Source organism: Rhizobium sp. P2_G2, assembly GCF_056403555.1.
Genome location: NZ_JBFUFF010000010.1, coordinates 86,536 through 103,241 on the forward strand (window position 1 = coordinate 86,536; position 16,706 = coordinate 103,241).

The 16,706-nt window shown below is 61.3% G+C and carries 16 protein-coding genes and 1 pseudogene; 9 read left to right on the forward strand and 8 right to left on the reverse strand.

What is annotated here, in order from left to right:
- Positions 1-4: 4 nt before the first annotated feature.
- From AC1D06_RS10955 to AC1D06_RS10975, 5 genes and pseudogenes are all read right to left on the reverse strand, one after another.
- Positions 5-490: a 2-thiouracil desulfurase family protein gene (locus tag AC1D06_RS10955; RefSeq protein WP_477880261.1), complete on the reverse strand. Its 486-nt coding sequence runs from the start codon at positions 488-490 to the stop codon at positions 5-7.
- Positions 487-1,035: a molybdenum cofactor biosynthesis protein B gene (gene moaB, locus AC1D06_RS10960; protein WP_477880262.1), complete on the reverse strand. Its 549-nt coding sequence runs from the start codon at positions 1,033-1,035 to the stop codon at positions 487-489. The genes AC1D06_RS10955 and moaB overlap by 4 nt, the downstream gene beginning before the upstream one ends.
- A gap of 8 nt (positions 1,036-1,043) precedes the next feature.
- Positions 1,044-1,916, reverse strand: coding sequence for a 4-(cytidine 5'-diphospho)-2-C-methyl-D-erythritol kinase (locus tag AC1D06_RS10965; protein WP_477986256.1), 873 nt, complete (start codon positions 1,914-1,916; stop codon positions 1,044-1,046).
- Between the two features lie 623 nt (positions 1,917-2,539).
- Positions 2,540-4,384, reverse strand: a pseudogene (locus AC1D06_RS10970) (tetratricopeptide repeat protein); the annotation flags it as partial.
- Positions 4,385-4,511: 127 nt separating this feature from the next.
- Positions 4,512-5,528: a polyprenyl synthetase family protein gene (locus AC1D06_RS10975; protein WP_477986257.1), complete on the reverse strand. Its 1,017-nt coding sequence runs from the start codon at positions 5,526-5,528 to the stop codon at positions 4,512-4,514.
- 121 nt (positions 5,529-5,649) lie between these two features.
- Between AC1D06_RS10975 and AC1D06_RS10980 the strand changes: the two genes are divergently transcribed.
- From AC1D06_RS10980 to AC1D06_RS10995, 4 genes are read left to right on the forward strand one after another with little or no spacing between them, the layout of a single operon-like run.
- The gene (locus AC1D06_RS10980) at positions 5,650-5,859 is read left to right on the forward strand and encodes a putative signal transducing protein (RefSeq protein WP_477880374.1); all 210 of its coding nucleotides are present in this window, start codon (positions 5,650-5,652) and stop codon (positions 5,857-5,859) included.
- Entirely contained in the window at positions 5,856-6,677 is an 822-nt protein-coding gene (locus AC1D06_RS10985; RefSeq protein WP_477880265.1) for a tRNA1(Val) (adenine(37)-N6)-methyltransferase, read from the forward strand. The genes AC1D06_RS10980 and AC1D06_RS10985 overlap by 4 nt, the downstream gene beginning before the upstream one ends.
- Before the next feature lie 38 nt (positions 6,678-6,715).
- The gene (locus AC1D06_RS10990; protein ID WP_477880267.1) at positions 6,716-7,579 is read left to right on the forward strand and encodes a S49 family peptidase; all 864 of its coding nucleotides are present in this window, start codon (positions 6,716-6,718) and stop codon (positions 7,577-7,579) included.
- 12 nt (positions 7,580-7,591) lie between these two features.
- Complete coding sequence (locus tag AC1D06_RS10995; protein WP_477880269.1) at positions 7,592-7,786, forward strand: hypothetical protein; 195 nt, start codon at positions 7,592-7,594, stop codon at positions 7,784-7,786.
- Positions 7,787-7,808: 22 nt separating this feature from the next.
- Here the strand turns inward: AC1D06_RS10995 and AC1D06_RS11000 are convergent, their stop codons facing one another.
- The 3 genes from AC1D06_RS11000 to AC1D06_RS11010 form a co-directional block, all read right to left on the reverse strand.
- Positions 7,809-9,374, reverse strand: a complete 1,566-nt coding sequence (locus AC1D06_RS11000) for an FAD-dependent oxidoreductase (protein ID WP_477880271.1) — start codon at positions 9,372-9,374, stop codon at positions 7,809-7,811.
- 120 nt (positions 9,375-9,494) lie between these two features.
- Positions 9,495-9,836: a type II toxin-antitoxin system RelE/ParE family toxin gene (locus AC1D06_RS11005; protein ID WP_477880273.1), complete on the reverse strand. Its 342-nt coding sequence runs from the start codon at positions 9,834-9,836 to the stop codon at positions 9,495-9,497.
- The gene (locus AC1D06_RS11010; RefSeq protein ID WP_477880275.1) at positions 9,833-10,129 is read right to left on the reverse strand and encodes a ribbon-helix-helix domain-containing protein; all 297 of its coding nucleotides are present in this window, start codon (positions 10,127-10,129) and stop codon (positions 9,833-9,835) included. The genes AC1D06_RS11005 and AC1D06_RS11010 overlap by 4 nt, the downstream gene beginning before the upstream one ends.
- A 169-nt stretch (positions 10,130-10,298) precedes the next feature.
- On the opposite strand from AC1D06_RS11010, the gene AC1D06_RS11015 reads away from it, so the two are divergent.
- From AC1D06_RS11015 to AC1D06_RS11035, 5 genes are all read left to right on the forward strand, one after another.
- Positions 10,299-11,231 carry a glycine--tRNA ligase subunit alpha gene (locus AC1D06_RS11015; RefSeq protein WP_477880375.1) on the forward strand — a complete coding sequence of 311 codons (933 nt, stop codon included), beginning with the start codon at positions 10,299-10,301 and terminating at the stop codon, positions 11,229-11,231.
- A 41-nt stretch (positions 11,232-11,272) separates the two neighbouring features.
- Positions 11,273-12,853, forward strand: coding sequence for a glycosyltransferase family 39 protein (locus AC1D06_RS11020; RefSeq protein ID WP_477986258.1), 1,581 nt, complete (start codon positions 11,273-11,275; stop codon positions 12,851-12,853).
- A gap of 97 nt (positions 12,854-12,950) precedes the next feature.
- Positions 12,951-14,087, forward strand: a complete 1,137-nt coding sequence (locus tag AC1D06_RS11025; RefSeq protein ID WP_477880278.1) for a glycosyltransferase — start codon at positions 12,951-12,953, stop codon at positions 14,085-14,087.
- A gap of 103 nt (positions 14,088-14,190) precedes the next feature.
- Positions 14,191-14,745, forward strand: coding sequence for a LemA family protein (locus AC1D06_RS11030; RefSeq protein ID WP_477880280.1), 555 nt, complete (start codon positions 14,191-14,193; stop codon positions 14,743-14,745).
- 17 nt (positions 14,746-14,762) lie between these two features.
- Positions 14,763-16,706, forward strand: a complete 1,944-nt coding sequence (locus AC1D06_RS11035) for a DUF2207 domain-containing protein (RefSeq protein ID WP_477986259.1) — start codon at positions 14,763-14,765, stop codon at positions 16,704-16,706.

Sequence of the window (16,706 nt, forward strand, 5' to 3'; positions counted from 1 at the left end):
CAGCTTATTCGCCGATGCGCGTCGCCAGCCGTTCGATGGCGGCCGGAGCGAAAACCTCTATTCCGTTCTGCGATAGAAGCGCTGCCGTGACGCCACGACCTCGATGCGTCTCGCCCGAAAACCGCCCATCATGAATGAAGCTCGACCCGCAGGACGGGCTGCCATCGATCAGGAGCGCGAAATCGCAACCCTCACGCTGCGCAAGCGCCAGCGCCCGACGCGCGCCTGCGACGAATTTCTCAGTCACATTCATGCCGCCGATCTCAACGACATCAGCCTCCCCGGCGAGCACGGCATCGCCATCGGCGCGCTTGGCGATCTCCGCTGGCGGCCGCGGCACCTGAAAGCCGCCGGCCAGTTCCGGGCAGAAAACCACCAGCCGGCCTTCGTCTCGCCAGCGATCGATCAGCGGATGGCCGAAGAGCTTGCCCTTTCCGTCATAGCGGACGGGTTCGCCCATCAGGCAGGCGCTGATCAGAATTTTCTTCATGCGACGCCGCGCTTCAGGTGCTCATCGAGCCGCGGCATGATCTCGACGAAATTGCAGGGCATGTGGCGGTAATCGAGCTGGTCGCGGATGATGCCGTCCCAGGCATCCTTGCAGGCGCCGGGCGAGCCGGGCAGGACGAAGATGAACGTGGCGTTGGCCACGCCGCCGGTGGCGCGGGACTGGATCGTCGAGGTCCCGATCTTGTCGTAGGAAATGCGGTGGAAGACTTCGGAAAAGCCGTCCATGCGCTTTTCGAACAAGGGTTCCAGCGCCTCGGGCGTCACGTCTCGGCCGGTAAAGCCGGTGCCGCCGGTGGTGATCACCACGTCGATATCGTCTTGCCGCGTCCAGGCCTCGACCTGATCGAAGATCGCCTTCCTGTCATCCTTGCAGATCGCCCGTGCCTCCAGTCGGTGGCCTGCCTCGGCAATGCGCGCGGCAAGCGTGTCGCCGGATTTGTCATCGGCGAAGGTGCGCGTATCGGAGATGGTCAAGACCGCGATGCCAATGGGAATGAACGGGCGGGTCTCATCGATTTTCGGCATGGGGCACCTCAGACGGTTTCCGTCTCCTGCAGATACCATTCGGGCCGTACCGCCTCAAGCGCCGCGCGAGCGGCGCGGGCTGCCAAAGCATCCGGATAAATGCCGAAACAGGTGGCGCCGGAGCCGGACATGCGGGCGAAGACCGGATCCGTGCCTTGGATCAGGCCAAGCACCTCGACAATCCGTCCCTCGATCACCTCGGCGGGCGGCTGCAGGTCGTTGCGGGCTTCGACGAGGGCGGCGAGCCAATCCTCGCGCTCGGCGCCATCCTCCGGAAGGGTGAGCGGCGAATTGTTCTTGTGGGTCAGCGACTTGAAGATCACCGGCGTCGAAACTTCGACCAGCGGGTTGACAAGCAGCAGATGCAGCCTGGGGAAATGGTGCAGCAGCCGAATGTCCTCACCGATGCCGCGCGCTACCAGCGGCAGGCTCTCGAGGCACATCGGCACGTCGGCACCGAGGCCAAGGGCGATCTCGCGCAGGCTGTTATGTGGAACCTCGACCGGCCAGAGCGCCATCAGTCCGCGGAGCGCCGCCGCCGCATCCGCCGAGCCGCCACCGATGCCGGAGGCGACGGGCAGGTTCTTTTCGAGATGGATGTGGACGGGATGCACCTGATGGCCGCCAACCTCCGCGAAGGCACGCAACGCGTCGCGGGCGCGCAGCACGAGATTACCGTTCTTGGGCTGAGCGTCACGCGGCAGGGACGCTCCGAAGCGGCCGGAGACGGTGAATCCGTCGCTCTCGGCCGAGGTAAAAGTCAGGCGATCGCCGGCATTTGCGAATGTCACGAGCGTGTCGAGAAGATGGTATCCGTCGGGCCGCTGCCCCGTGACGTGGAGCGCGAGGTTGATTTTGGCGCGGGCGAGTTCTTCGATCATGGGGCTCGCTATGAGGGTCAGGTCCGCCCGGCAACGGGACGAAGCGCCGCGACGAAGCTTTCCCCTCCCTTACGGAAAGGGAAAGCAGTCTCGTCGTTTTCACGACGATATCCGGCTAATGTCGCATTGCCTCCCAACAGGAGAGTCTGCGGCAGCTACTTCTTCGCGCCAGGCATCTTCAGCATCTGGCCAGGCTGGATGACGTTCGGATGGCGGCGGACTGCTGGGTTGAGCTCGATGATTTCATGGAAGCGATGACCGTCGCCGAGTACATCCTTGGCAATGTCCCAAAGCGTATCGCCCTTGACCACGGTATGCGACTGCGAAGCCGCGCCGCTATCGGCGGGCTGGACAGTCGTGTCCGCCGGCTTCTGCTCCACCGGCTGAGTCGTCGCATCGGCTGGCTTGACCGTGTTGTCGGCTGGCTTGACAGCGTTGTCGGCCGGCTTCTGGTCCGCCGGCTTGGTGGCATTGTCGGCCGGCTTCTGATCCGTCACCGGCTGCGTTGCCGTGTCGGCTGGCTTCTGGTCGGCCGGCTTGACCGTCGTGTCAGCAGGTTTCTGCTCCACGGGCTTGATTTCGCTGTCCTGAGCGGCTGGCTTCGCTACGGTCGCATCAGCCGGTTTGGCGTCAGCAGCCGGCTTGACCGGATCGGCCTGTGCGACATCGATGCCGCGGCTCTGCGAGGTCGTGGCATCGGCCTGTTGCGGCGGCAGACCGTTGACGATCTTCTTCTTGATCTTCGGGATATCGGCCTCATCGGGCTTCAGTTCCAACGCTGTCTGCCACTGGAAAATCGCTTCCAGCTTGCGGCCGACGCGCCAGTAGGCGTCGCCGAGATGCTCGTTGATCGTTGCATCCGCAGCCTTCAGTTCGACGGCATGCTCGAGTTCGTCCACGGCGTCGTCAAAGCGGTTGAGGCGGAAATAGGCCCAACCCAGCGAGTCGACGATATAGCCATCATCCGGCCGGAGATCGACGGCCTTCTTGATCATATTGAGGCCGTCATCGAGATGGATGTTCATGTCCACCCAGGAATAACCGAGATAGTTCAGCACCTGCGGCTGGTCGGGATAGAGGTCGAGCGCCCGCTTGAAGTTGGGCTCGGCCTGGTCCCACTTCTTCAGCCGTTCATAGGCAATGCCGCGCTGGAAAAATACCGACCAGTCGGAGCGCTTGGCGAGCGGCCCGATGACTTCGACGGCCTTGTCGTAGTTCTTGGCCATCTCGTCATATTCTTTTTGATCGGAGAGCAGGCTGCCATAGGCGACGTAGCCGCGGATATCCTTCGGATCTTCCTTGATCGCCTGCAACAGATGCTTGCGGGCGTCATCCGTCTTGCCGGTATTGGCAAGATTGAGGCCGAGCTGCAGTTCGGAGACGCGGCGTAGCGGCGACCCCGACGGCACCTTGCCGTACCAGTAGATCGCCCGCTCCGGCTGATCGAGGTTTTCGGCGAGCCCGCCGAGCAGAACCGCGGTGTCGGCATTGTTGGGCGCCAGCGCAAACGAGGTCGTCAGATAGAAATTGACGATATCCTGGGCGCCCTGCTTGTCCGGGGCGTTGGAGAGTGACTGGTTGAGTGCGCCGCCGACCGAGAACAGCACCGCGGCCGTACCATCAACCGCGTTGCTGATGGCGAGCGGCGGCTTCTCGCCTGCCTCGATCTTCTTGCGGAAAGCGGCCAGAGGCACATAGCCCGGCGCAAAGGTCTCTCCCGCAGTGATCGCATCGATCGCTGCTTGCTTATTGCCGGACTTCGCTTCGAGCGAGGCGAGAGCGATGACGGCTCGCATATAGGTGTCGGAGGCCGCACTGCCCTCTTCCCGGGCATTCAGGGTTGCTTGCAGCCGCTTACGCGCAGTGTCGACATCGCCGGCGGCGGCGGCAATCATGCCGGCATTGTAGTTCTTGAAGATCGCGTACCAGTCGGGACCTTTCATCTGGTCGACGGTGGCGATCGCTTCCTTGGTCTTGCCCTCGCCGAACTGGCCCCAGGCGACGAGCAGCGTATTGACCATGCGGTCGAGCTCGTTCGGCCCGTCATATTTAAGCAGCTTGTAGGCTTCCGGGAAATTCTTCTGGCGAATCGCTTCGATGCCGCGCGCGATCGTGGCGATGCGCTCGACCGACGGATCGTCCTTGAGGCGGGTCGCTTCCTGGACCCCCTCGTCGAAATTGCCGTTCATGAACAGGCAGATCATCAGCCGCTCGTGAACATCGGTATTGTTGGGATCGAATTTCAGCGCTGTGCGGTAAAGCGTGATCGCAGTGGGATAGTCGTAGTCATTGTCGGCCGTGCGGGCAGCAAGAAAAGCACCGGAGAATGTATCCACCGAAGAGACGTCGAAATGCACGACGGGCTTGGCCGGAGCAGGCTCCTGGGCTGCGAGCACAGGTCCCGCCACAGCGAGAACGAGAGCCATTGCCGTGCCAAGCTGGAGCCGGCGGAGTTTCAACAAAGTCATTCGAATGCCTCTCATAGATGCACATTCGCGCAAATCGCGTATGTGCCCTTAATTTCATAAATCCGTGTCTGTCACAAGCGTGACGATTTCAGGGCTTTTTCTCGCAATAACCGTTGAGTTCGGCTTTTTAGTTGACGCGGCCGATGCAGAAATCAATCACATCGATGAGAGCCGAGCGCCACGGCGAAGCCGGGAGCGCCGCGATCGCGTCATGCGCGATCGTGCCATAGTGCTTGGCGCGGGCAATCGTATCGGAGAGCGAGCCGTATTTGGTGATCAGTCCGAGCGCATGCGCCAGATTTTCGTCATCGTTCTTACCATTTTCCAGCGCATCGCGCCAGAAGGCCCGTTCCTCATCATTACCGCGGCGCCAAGCGAGAATCACCGGAAGCGTGATCTTGCCCTCGCGGAAATCATCACCCGTATTCTTGCCGAGTTCAGCCGCTTTGCCGCCGTAATCGAGCGCATCGTCGACGAGCTGAAAGGCGAGGCCGAGGTTCATGCCGTAGGATTTCAACGCTGCGCGATCTGCCTTGGAGGCACTGGCAATGATCGGCCCGACTTCGGCTGCAGCAGAAAACAAAGCTGCTGTCTTTGCGCGGATCACTTGCAGATAGTCATCCTCGGTCGTGTCCATGTTCTTGGCGACGGAGAGCTGCAGCACTTCGCCTTCCGCGATCACGGTGGCGGCGGTCGAAAGCACGTCCAGCGCATCGAGCGAGCCGACCTCGACCATCATCTTGAAGGCCTGGCCGAGCAGGAAATCGCCGACCAGCACGCTTGCCTGGTTGCCCCAGAGGATGCGCGCCGTCTTGCGGCCGCGTCGCATGTCGCTCTCGTCGACCACGTCATCATGCAGCAGCGTCGCCGTGTGCATGAACTCGACGCTTGCCGCGAGCTTGACATGGTGATCGCCTTTGTAGCCGAAAATATTGGCGCCGGCGATGGTCAGCATCGGCCTGAGACGCTTGCCGCCCGACGAGATGAGGTGGTTGGCGACTTCCGGAATCATCTGCACGTCGGAGCCGGCCTTGGACAGGATCAACTGATTGACACGCTCCATGTCGGCTTTGCTGAGATCCACCAGCGGCTTGATGGAGGCTTGTTTGTTTTTGCTGTCATCCAGCGGTATGACGACGCCCAAGGAACCGGCTCCTGTTCAATTCTATTAAAAGACCATAAAAACAGCAGAGCAAAGCGGCAAGAGGCGAATTGTCCTGCTCCCTCACAATTGACAAAAAAGGAACGCGAACGTGATAGAAATCATGCGGACCAACAATCCCGTCAGCCTCTCCTATGCCGAAAGCCTGCTGAAGGATCGCGGCATCCAATGCTTTGTCGCCGATCAGGGAATGAGCATTTTGGAGGGGTCGCTGGGGATTCTGCAGCGCCGGCTGATGGTCGAGTCCGACCGCGCCGACGAGGCCCGCATGGTGCTGCGCGAAGCCGGGCTGGGAGCAGAACTGAAGAAATGACCCCCGTCGCCGAGACCATCGACGCCTTCCATTTCGGCGGTTTCCACATCGTCCAGCCAAAAGGGCGCGGCCATCGCGCCGGCATGGATGCGATGCTGCTTGCCGCCATGGTGGTCGCCGAACGGCCGATCCAGGTCGCTGATCTCGGCGCAGGGGCCGGTGCGGCGGGCATGGGGGTTGCGGCGCGGCTCGGTGAGGCCCGCGTGCTTCTGGTGGAGAAATCCGTGGAGATGGCTGACTATGCGCGCAAGAGCATGGCACTGCCCGAGAATGCGGCAATCGCCGATCGCCTTTCGCTGCTGGAAGCGGATGTGACGCTGACCGGCCGTGCCCGCGTCGGCGCCGGGCTGGCGGACGATGCTTTCGATCATGTGATCATGAACCCGCCCTTCAACCATGCCGATGATCGCAAGGCGCCCGACGCGCTCAAGGCCGAGGCTCACGCCATGAGCGGCGACCTGTTCGAGCAATGGGTGCGGACCGCCGGCGCCATCCTGAGGCCCGGCGGGCAGATGTCGCTGATTGCCCGGCCGGAATCGATCGCCGCGATCATGGCAGCATGCGGACGGCGTTTCGGCGGCCTGGAGGCGACGCTCGTCCATCCGAGGGACGGCGAGAACGCGATCCGCGTGCTGGTCAGCGCGATCAAAGGGTCAAGGGCGAGGCCGGTGTTCCGTTCGCCGCTTTTCATGCATGCCGAGGGATCGCATCGCTTCCTGCCGTTCGTCGATGACCTCAACAATGGCCGCCGGGGCTATCCACGGCTCGGCCGTGCCCGGGAAACCTCGGCCGAGCGCTTGCGTTTATCGCCGGCGTGATTACATCTCCGCAGCAGAACAACAACAATGGACCCGACATGCTTGGATTAGGCCGCCTGATCAAGAAACTCCGCAGACAGAAGACGGTCAAGATTCCGCTCGTCAAACTGCAAGGCGTCATCCAGGCCGGCGGCAGTCAGTTCCGCCCTGCCCTCAACCTCGCCAGTGTCGAGGAACTGCTGGAAAAGGCCTTCGATATGAAGAAGGCGCCGGCTGTGGCGATCGCCGTCAATTCGCCCGGCGGATCGCCGGTGCAGTCGCGCTCGATCTTCTTCAAGATCAGGGCGCTGGCGAAGGAAAAACAGAAGAAAGTACTCGTCTTCGTCGAAGACGTGGCGGCCTCCGGCGGCTACCTGATCGCGCTTGCCGGCGACGAGATCATTGCCGACCCGACATCGATCGTCGGCTCGATCGGCGTGATCTCCGGCGGCTTCGGCTTTCCGGACCTGATGAAGAAGCTCGGCGTCGAGCGGCGCATCTATACCGCTGGCGAAAACAAATCTGTGCTCGACCCGTTCCTGCCCGAGAAGCAAAGTGATATAGATCACCTCAAATCGCTGCAGCTCGACGTGCACCGCGTGTTCATCGGCATGGTCAGGGAGCGCCGTGCCGGTAAGCTCGCCGAGGACGATACGCTGTTCACCGGCCTCTTCTGGTCAGGCGAAAAGGGTATGGAACTCGGTCTCGTCGATGCGCTGGGCGACATCGAAAGCTCGCTCCGGTTGCGCTACGGCGAAAAGATCGAGATCGAGACGATCGAACCGTCAAAGGGTTTTATCGGCCGGTTCATCTCCGGGCGGAAGGGCGGCGCCGATCCGCAGATGGCCATCGGTGCCGGCGTGGCCAGCGGTGCGATCGAAACGGCGGAAGAACGGCTCTGGTGGAGCCGATACGGACTCTAGGGAACGACAATAGTGGGACTACCCAAACTTATCTTCTTTGCACTGATCGTCTTCGTCGGCTGGTATATCTACCGCAGGTTCGTCAATGACGCGACCAAGCTCGCCAAGACTTCCGAGATCAAGCGCAAGGAGCAGCAGAACAATGCGGTCGGCACGCTGGTGAAGGATCCGGCGACCGGCGAATACCGGTTGCGCCGCGACGAGTGAGAGCCGTCCTGGCGGACGATCATCACACTTCCTGGCGCCAGACCACGCGGCGGAGATAGCCATAGAGCGGCGCCAGATCGCTTGCATCGCCGCGCACCGCCACGACCTGATCGGGACGGATCAGCACCCAGCCGCCATCACCGAGGTTGAACCGACTCCGGGCCTTGCCGCCGGGATCGCGTTCCGGCGGGATATGCACGACCGAAAGGCGATCTTCGGTCCCGGCCTGCGCGGCCTCCATGCTGACCGACGATTTGGCGTCGAAGACCAGCAATGTATGATGTCTCCCTGATATCAGCGGCCAGAGCGCGTGCTCGCCGGCCACACCGTCGGCAACCAGCACGTCACGGGCTCGGGTGCCGACATCGGTGCGGCGCGGGGAATGTGGCGGTTCGCCGAGCGCGACCAGCGGGCCTTTGGTGTAGATGATCTCGGTCTCGGAAAGCTGGGTCTGCAGCATTTTCTGCACCGCGGTCAGGTTGCCGAACACGGTCACGGCGATGTCTTTCAGGATACGAACCGCCGGATTGTCATTGAAGGCGACGTGGAGTTTCTGCGCCGAGCCCTTGATGACCTCGCGCGCCACCGGCCGGCGCTCCGGCTCATAGCTGTCGAGCAGCAGTTCCGCGTCGCCGATTTCCTGGATCGCATAAGCCAGTTTCCAGCCGAGATTGGTGGCATCCTGAAGGCCGGTATTCATCCCCTGGCCGCCTGCGGGACTATGGATATGCGCCGCGTCGCCGGCAAGGAAGCATCGTCCGACACGATAGCGCTCCGCCAGCCGCTCATTGATCCGGAATGTCGACAGCCAGCTCGGATCGTAGAGCCGAATGCCGGGCGGGCCGAAACGCTCGGCATGTTGCTGCATTTCCTCGATGTTCGGGGCCTCGTCACTCTCTTCGCGACGGATGGCGAACATCCGCCAGGTCTCTCCCGCAAATGGGAAAAGGGCGATGCTGCCGCCGCGATTCCACCAGATGTAAATGTTGTCGTGATCGAGATCGCCGCCCTCGATACGGGCGTCGACGAGCAAGAAGGTCTGCGGCTCGGTATAGCCTTCGAATTCGATGCCGAGCCCATGGCGCACGGCGCTTCGGGCGCCGTCACAGCCGACCAGATAGCTCGCGCGCGTCTCCTCCATCCGGCCATCCGCATGCTTGAGCATCGCCGTGACGCCGGACCCGTCCTGGACGAACTCCGTGAGCTCGACGCCTCGCTCGATTGTCACGCCGAGCGCCGAAAGACGTGCGGTCAGCAGCTTCTCCGTCTCGAATTGCGGCAGAAGCAGCGGAAATGGGAACGGACTATCGATACCATCACCCACAGCGATCCGCGCCAACTGGCGACTTCCATCGCCGGCGCAGAGCGCGTGCAGCCGCTTTCCAGCGGCGAGGAAATCATCAATGACGCCCATGCCCTGCATCGCTTCGAGGCTTGCACTCCAGATGGCGAGCGCCTTGGAAACGGTGGCCGGGTGTTCTGCCTTGTCGATCACGCGGACACTGATGCCGTAACGCCTGAGCGTAATAGCGAGAGCAAGGCCTGTCGGCCCGGCACCGATAACAAGCACATCGTTTTGCTCAGTCATGCTTCCCCTCCCCCACACTGCGATGGCCCCTCGGCAGGATCAATTTCAAGGCGGATGATAATGCCGCATTGTTCTATTGATATGAAGCACAGCGCCCGGATGCATGGGACGCCAATGCTGTCAAATATTGCGTGAAAGATCCTGGTTTTCCCGCTCCGCGGCGATCTTCTGCCAGTCCTGTCCGGCATATGTGACGCAAACGATCTTCACGATGCGGGTTTCATCGCGGACGCTGAAGCAGACTATGGCTTTTTCGGCAGCCGGCAGCGCACGGAGGCCGGGAATGATTTCGTCACGGATGGTACCGACGTGCGGGAAGAGTGAGAGGTCAACGATCCTTTCCCGGATTTTCCGCATAATTCTGAGCGTCGTATCGACGCCGGCGAATGGGGCAATGTAGTCCTGGATCGTTTCAAGGTCGCTTTCGATCAGCGGATGACGCTCGATCACATATCGCTTCATCTGGCGGTAGCGCCGAATTTTGCCCTGAGACGCGCTTCGAGATCCTCGAACATGGTGTCGTTTTCGTCCATCGTGATCCACTGATCATCCGGGGTTTGCAACCGCCGCCTGATCTCGTGCCTCATCTCCCAGACAGGATCGCTCTGATCTGCGTTTTCGCCTTCAGCCAACATTGTATCCCGCAGGCTTTCAGCAATTACTTCCGACACAGACGTATAGGCGCCTTCCCGGACTTTGCGTTCTGCGAATTCGAGCTGGTTTTCCGACAGTTCGATCGAGATCTTTACATTCATGGCTGTCTCAGGCTCCACGATTTGTTCTAGCAAGGATATACGACATTGCGCCTATCTTCAATCAAGCCGGATTGCCACGAAGTCCTTGACCCCCGCCGCTCCGCGTGGCACTTCACGCCCGGTCATTCAAACCTTCAGAACAAGTGCCATGTCCGAGCTTCCCGACTATATGAACCCGGCCCGCTCCTTCCAGGGGCTGATCCTGACGCTGCATAACTATTGGGCGGACAAGGGTTGCGCGGTGCTGCAGCCCTACGACATGGAAGTCGGCGCAGGTACGTTCCATCCGGCCACCACATTGCGCGCGCTCGGCCCCAAGCCTTGGCGGGCGGCCTATGTGCAGCCGTCGCGCCGGCCGGCCGATGGGCGCTATGGCGAAAATCCCAACCGGCTGCAGCATTATTATCAATATCAGGTGATCCTGAAACCCAATCCGTCCAATTTGCAGGAGCTTTATCTCGGCTCGCTCAAGGCCATCGGCCTCGATCCGCTGCTGCATGATATCCGTTTTGTCGAAGACGACTGGGAGAGCCCGACACTCGGCGCCTGGGGCCTCGGCTGGGAATGCTGGTGCGACGGCATGGAAGTCAGCCAGTTCACCTATTTCCAGCAGGTCTGCGGCATCGAATGCGCCCCGGTCTCCGGCGAGTTGACCTACGGCCTCGAGCGCCTCGCCACCTATCTGCAGGGCGTGGATTCGATTTTCGACCTCAATTTCAACGGCCGCGAAGGCGAAGAGAAGATCACCTATGCCGATGTCTTCCTGCAGGCCGAGCAGGAATATTCGCGGCACAATTTCGAATATGCCAATACCGAAATGCTGCACCGGCATTTCATCGACGCCGAGAAGGAATGCCAGGCTTTGCTCAAGGCCGGCGCGCCCGGCGACAGCGACAATCAACGCCTGCACAAATGCGTGCTGCCGGCCTATGACCAGTGCATCAAGGCGAGCCATGTCTTCAACCTGCTCGACGCCCGCGGCGTGATTTCGGTGACCGAACGCCAAAGCTATATCCTGCGGGTGCGTACGTTGGCCAAGGCCTGCGGCGAAGCCTTCCTGCTCACCGATGCCGGCGGCGTCAACTGGCCGAAGGCGGCGTAAACCACAACGATCATCAGCTCCAGCAGTAATGAGTTCCACCGATGGTGACTGGCGTTGACACAAAATCCGATCTCGGCAAGGCGCCGATCGGCGGTATTTTCGATCGTCTGGACGCGTTGATCGCCCGCTTCTTCTGGTGGGCGGTCGCTGCCGTCACCTTGATCGGCCTGATCTTCCGGCTTCCGGGGCTTTCCAGCCGTTCGCTCTGGATCGATGAGCTTTATAGCGAATGGTTCGCCAGCCGGTCCTGGCACGATCTCTGGGTGGAGGTTCCGCAATACGAAACCCATCCACCGATGTACTATTCGATGTTGAAGCTCTGGATGGGCATCTTCGGTCACTCGGAAGCCGGCATGCGCAGCCTGTCGCTGGTTGCCAGCCTGCTGACAATCGTCACGCTGGCGGTTGCCGGGCGGGCGCTGCGCGCCGGTCGTTTGGGTGATCGCGCCAGCCTGCTTGCGGCTCTGCTGCTTGCCGCAAATTACGGAAATATCCGTTTCGCACTGGATTCACGGCCTTACGGACCCCAGACCTTGTTTGTCACGCTTGCCATCCTGGCATCACTTGCTCTCGGCCAGCGGCTCTGTGCAGCCCCTGAAAGCGGCAACCGAGCGGGCTGGGGTGGCTGGGCGCTGATACTCGGGCTCGCCGGAGGATTTTCGCTCTGGCTGCACAATACCGGGTTCTTCGTCGCCTCGGGCATATGGGGCGGCCTGGGTCTGGTCGTTCTGTTCGGCAATCCGGCCCGGCGGCTCGTCAATCTCGCGATCGTCGCAGGCACCGGCCTGCTCGCGCTTCTCGTCTGGGGCCCGGGTATCTCGATCTTCCTGCATCAATCGGGCGCCTTTTCCGGCCTGAGTTTCTGGATCAAGCCGCGGATACCGGATCTCTATGAAGCCTGGATGCAGACGCTCGGGGATGGCTGGCCGCAATTCATTTTCGGCCTTGTCCTGCTGCTCATCGGCATCGTGGCCATGATCAGGCTTGAGCGGACGCTTGCCGTGCAGGTGCTGGTCATCCTCCTCCTGCCGCTCTATGCCGTGCTGGCCGTCAGTTTCACGGTCAAGCCGATCTATATCAACCGGCTGTTCGAATGGATGGCGCCGCTGACGCTCGCCGTCGTGGCGTTCGGCCTTGTGGCCTGGCGCGGGCCAAGATGGATCGGCGTCTGTCTAGCCGTGGTGATGATCGGCTGGTCGTCGGCGCGGTCGATCGCCGACGAAGGTCGCATCACCGAGGACTGGCGGTCGGTGATCACGGCAATCGGCGACAACGCGCAGCCCGGGGATGTCGTCATCGCGCTGCCGGCCCAAGGCCTGTTAGCCGTCGAATACTACGCCCGTCGCTATCCGAACTTCCCGGATCGGGTCTATGTGCCCGGTCCCTATCCGCAGCGGCACCTGCCGCGCATCTATGTCAGCAATCTCGGCGGGCCTATGCTGATCGAGGACGACTWGAAGCTGGTGGACGCGGCGCTCGCCACGCATAAGCGGGTATGGTTCATTCATCTCGCACCGCAGCTTTATGATCCTAAAGGAATGGTGCTATCGCGGATCAAGGCCGCGCTGCATTTCTCGCGCGCTTACGGGAACCAGTTGTCGACTGTCGAATTATTTGACTGATCACAGCGACAAATTGTTTCACCGTCTTGAGGCTGTCATATTTTTGTATACGAAGTCCATCCCAAGCTTTCCAATCCAAGTATGAGTAGTTGGCCCTATGCTGCTGGACGTTGTCGAACATACCCAGGAAACAGAGACGATCGCGACCCGGTCGCCGGCTCTGACAATCGTCGTTCCCTCCTATAACGAGCGCGACAATATCCCCGAACTGTTCCGGCGGCTGAAGCTGGACCTCAGGGGCATCGCCTGGGAAATGGTCGTCGTCGACGACAACAGCCCTGATGGCACTTACGAACTCACCAAGAAGATGAGCCTCGAGGATCCCCGCATCCGCTGCATCCGGCGCGTCGGCCGGCGCGGGCTGTCCGGCGCCTGCATCGAAGGCATCCTGTCATCCGCGGCCACGGTCGTGGCGGTCATGGACGCCGACCTGCAGCATGACCAGACGCTGCTGCCGCTGATGTATGAGCGGATCGAAGCCGGAGCCGACATTGTCATCGGCAGCCGCTATGTCCAGGGCGGCTCGGCCATGGAAGGCTTCTCCGCTGTTCGCCGCTGGGGCAGCAAGCTCGCCACCCGGCTTGCGGTCAAGATCATGGGCGTCCAGGTTTCCGACCCGATGTCCGGCTTTTTCATGCTGCGCCGCCGGATCGTCGAGGACAAGGCCGAGTCCTTCTCCAAGGAAGGCTACAAGCTGTTGTTCGACATTCTCTCCACTGCGGGCAAGGGACTGAAGATCGAGGAACTGCCTTATAGTTTCCGCGAACGCCAGGCCGGCGAGAGCAAGCTCGACACACTCGTCACCGTCGATTATCTCGGGCTGCTGGTGTCGCATTTCTTCGGCGGCGTGCTGCCGGTGCGCTTCCTGATGTTCAGCGCCGTCGGTGTTTCCGGTATCGCGGTGCACCTGCTCGTGCTCAACTGGGCGCTCTCGATCATGCATCTCACGTTCGAGTGGTCGCAGTTTGCCGCTGTCATGGTGGCGATGACCTGGAACTTCATCATCAACAACCGGCTCACCTATCGCGACAGCCGGCTCACGGGTTGGCGCTTCCTCACCGGCATGCTCACCTTCTACGCGGCCTGTTCGATCGGCACCGTCAGCAATGTCGGCGTCGCCAGCTGGATCCATACCTTCTACTCGACTGCCTGGGTCGCCGGTCTCGCCGGCGCGATCATGGGCGCGGTGTTCAACTATGCCGCAAGCTCGGTGCTGATCTGGAAGCGCGCCTAAGCGCTTCCTTTCAGCCGATCCGCAGGAAAAAACCACGGCGTGCCGATGACTTCGGCAGGCTGGAACGTTACCTCTTCAAAATGAAAAATTGGAGGGGGACCCCATGACTTATATCGTCATCGCCGTCATCGTTATCGCTGTCCTGCTTGTCATATTCCTCTATAACGGCCTGGTACGCGCCCGGCAGATGGCTGAAGAGGCTTGGTCCGGCATCGACGTGCAGCTCAAGCGCCGCGCCGATCTGATCCCGAATCTGCTTGAGACCGTCAAAGGCTATGCCGCGCACGAAAGGCAGACGCTGGAAGAAGTCGTCGAATTGCGCAACAAGGCGCAATCCGTGCCAGCCGGCGACGTGGCAGGCCGCAGCGCCGCCGAAGGCCTGCTGGGCCAAGCGCTCGGCCGGGTGATGGCGATTGCGGAAGCCTATCCCGATCTTAAAGCCAGCCAGAATTTCGCTGAACTGCAGCGCTCGCTCGACGGCATCGAGGGTGAAATCCAGATGGCCCGCCGCTACTATAACGGCGCCACCCGTGACCTTAACATCAAGGTCGAGAGCTTCCCGTCGAACCTGCTCGCCGGTCCTTTCGGCTTCCAGAAGCGAGCCTTCTTCGAGATCGACAACCCGGCGGATCGCGCCGTACCATCCGTCAAATTCTAGCGCGCGCGGGGGCTACCATGGTCAATTTCAGGTACCGCCTCAGCATTCTCCATCTCCTCGCGCTCCTGATCGCGGGGCTTGTCGTTTCGGCGCCGGCGCAAGCCATGGAGGTGATCAAATCCTACCATTCAGACATCGAAGTCGCGAGATCCGGCAAGCTGACCGTCACCGAAACAATCACGGTGTCTGTTGAGCACGACAGGATCCTGCACGGTATCTACCGCGATTTTCCGCTGACCTTCACCGGCAATGACGGGCAGATGCACCGCGTCGATTTCAGCCTTGTCGATATCAAGCGCGACGGCCGGGACGAGCAGTTCAAGACCAGCAGTCTCGACAACGGCGTCCGTATCCTGATCGGCAAGGACGACACTCTCGTCCCCACCGGCGACCACACTTATGAGATCAAATACGAGACCGGCCGGCAGATCCGCTATTTCCCGGATCACGACGAACTTTTCTGGAACGTCACCGGCAATGGCTGGGAATTTCCGATCCAGGAGGCCACCGCGACCGTGATCCTGCCCCCTGAAGTGAAGCCGGACGCGACGGTGTTCTATACCGGCGCGATTGGCGCGACGGAAAAGAACGCGCGCGTAACGGAGGCCGATGGCCGGATCTTCTTTGCCACCACGCGGCCTCTCGGCCAACATGAAGGCCTGACGATCGGGGTGAAATTTGCCAAGGGTGCCATCCTGCAGCCAACCTCCAGCGACAGCTTCTGGTGGACCTTGCATGACCGGATGAATGCCATCGCCGCCGGCGTCGGCTTCATCCTCGTCTTCCTGTTTTTCTCCGTACAGTGGTGGCGCATCGGCCGCGACCCTGCCCGGGGCGTTGTCGTGCCACGCTGGGATCCGCCGGCCGGCCTGTCGCCGGCGCTCGTCAACTATGTGGCCAATCGAGGCTTCAACCATGGTGGCTGGACCGCATTTTCGGCCTCTGCCATAGACCTTGCCGTCAAGGGGCTGATCACGCTCGAGGACCTGACGAAAACGGTGATGCTGAAGCGCACCGACAAGGCGCCGGCGGACAGGTTGCCGCTTGGTGAAGACAAGATCTACAACGCCGTGAAGACCGGTTACTTCGCAATCACCAAGGACAACGGCACCAGGCTGCAATCACTTGGCAGCGATTTCCGCTCGGCAATCGACAAGGAGCACAGCGGCAAATATCACAGCTACAATGCCGGCACGATCGCGCTCGGCATCATCCTCACCATTATCGCCTTCATCGCCGTGCTTGCTATCGGCGATTTTACCAGCGACATGCTCGGGCTGATGGTCGTACCCGTCGTCATCTTCCTGTTTGTCGCCATCTTCTCGGCTGTGCTGTCGGCGACGGCGCTGTCCTCGCCTTCCGTCGTCGCGCGCGTTTTTGCCGGCATCCTGCTCACCGCATTCTGGCTTGCCTTTGTCGTGATCATCCTTTCCGCGATCTGGGCGGCTGTCGATGCGGCGCGCTCGCCTGACGACAGCGTCGCCTATATCGTCTGTCTCGCCATGATCATGATCGCCGCCTTCTTCAGCGCGATCATGGGTGCGGCGACGCCGCTCGGGCGCGAACTGCGCGACGGTATCGAAGGGCTGAAACTCTATCTCACAGTGGCGGAAAGACAGCGAATGAACATGGCCGGCGCGCCGCAAATGTCGCCCCAGCATTATGAGACGCTCCTGCCCTTCGCGGTTGCCCTCGGTGTCGAACGTCCCTGGTCCGAGCATTTCCAACGCTGGCTGGATGCGGCGGGCGCGGCGGCCGCCGCGAGCTACCAGCCCCTATGGTACAGCGGCAGCAATTTCAACAGCGACCGGTTTGGCGATCGCATATCGAGTTTCTCATCGTCGCTGCCAGCAACGATTTCCGCCTCGCTGCCCGCTCCAACATCGGATTCATCCTCCGGCTTTTCCTCGAGCGGATCGTCGGGTGGCGGCGGCGGTGGCGGTGGCGGCGGGGGATGGTGA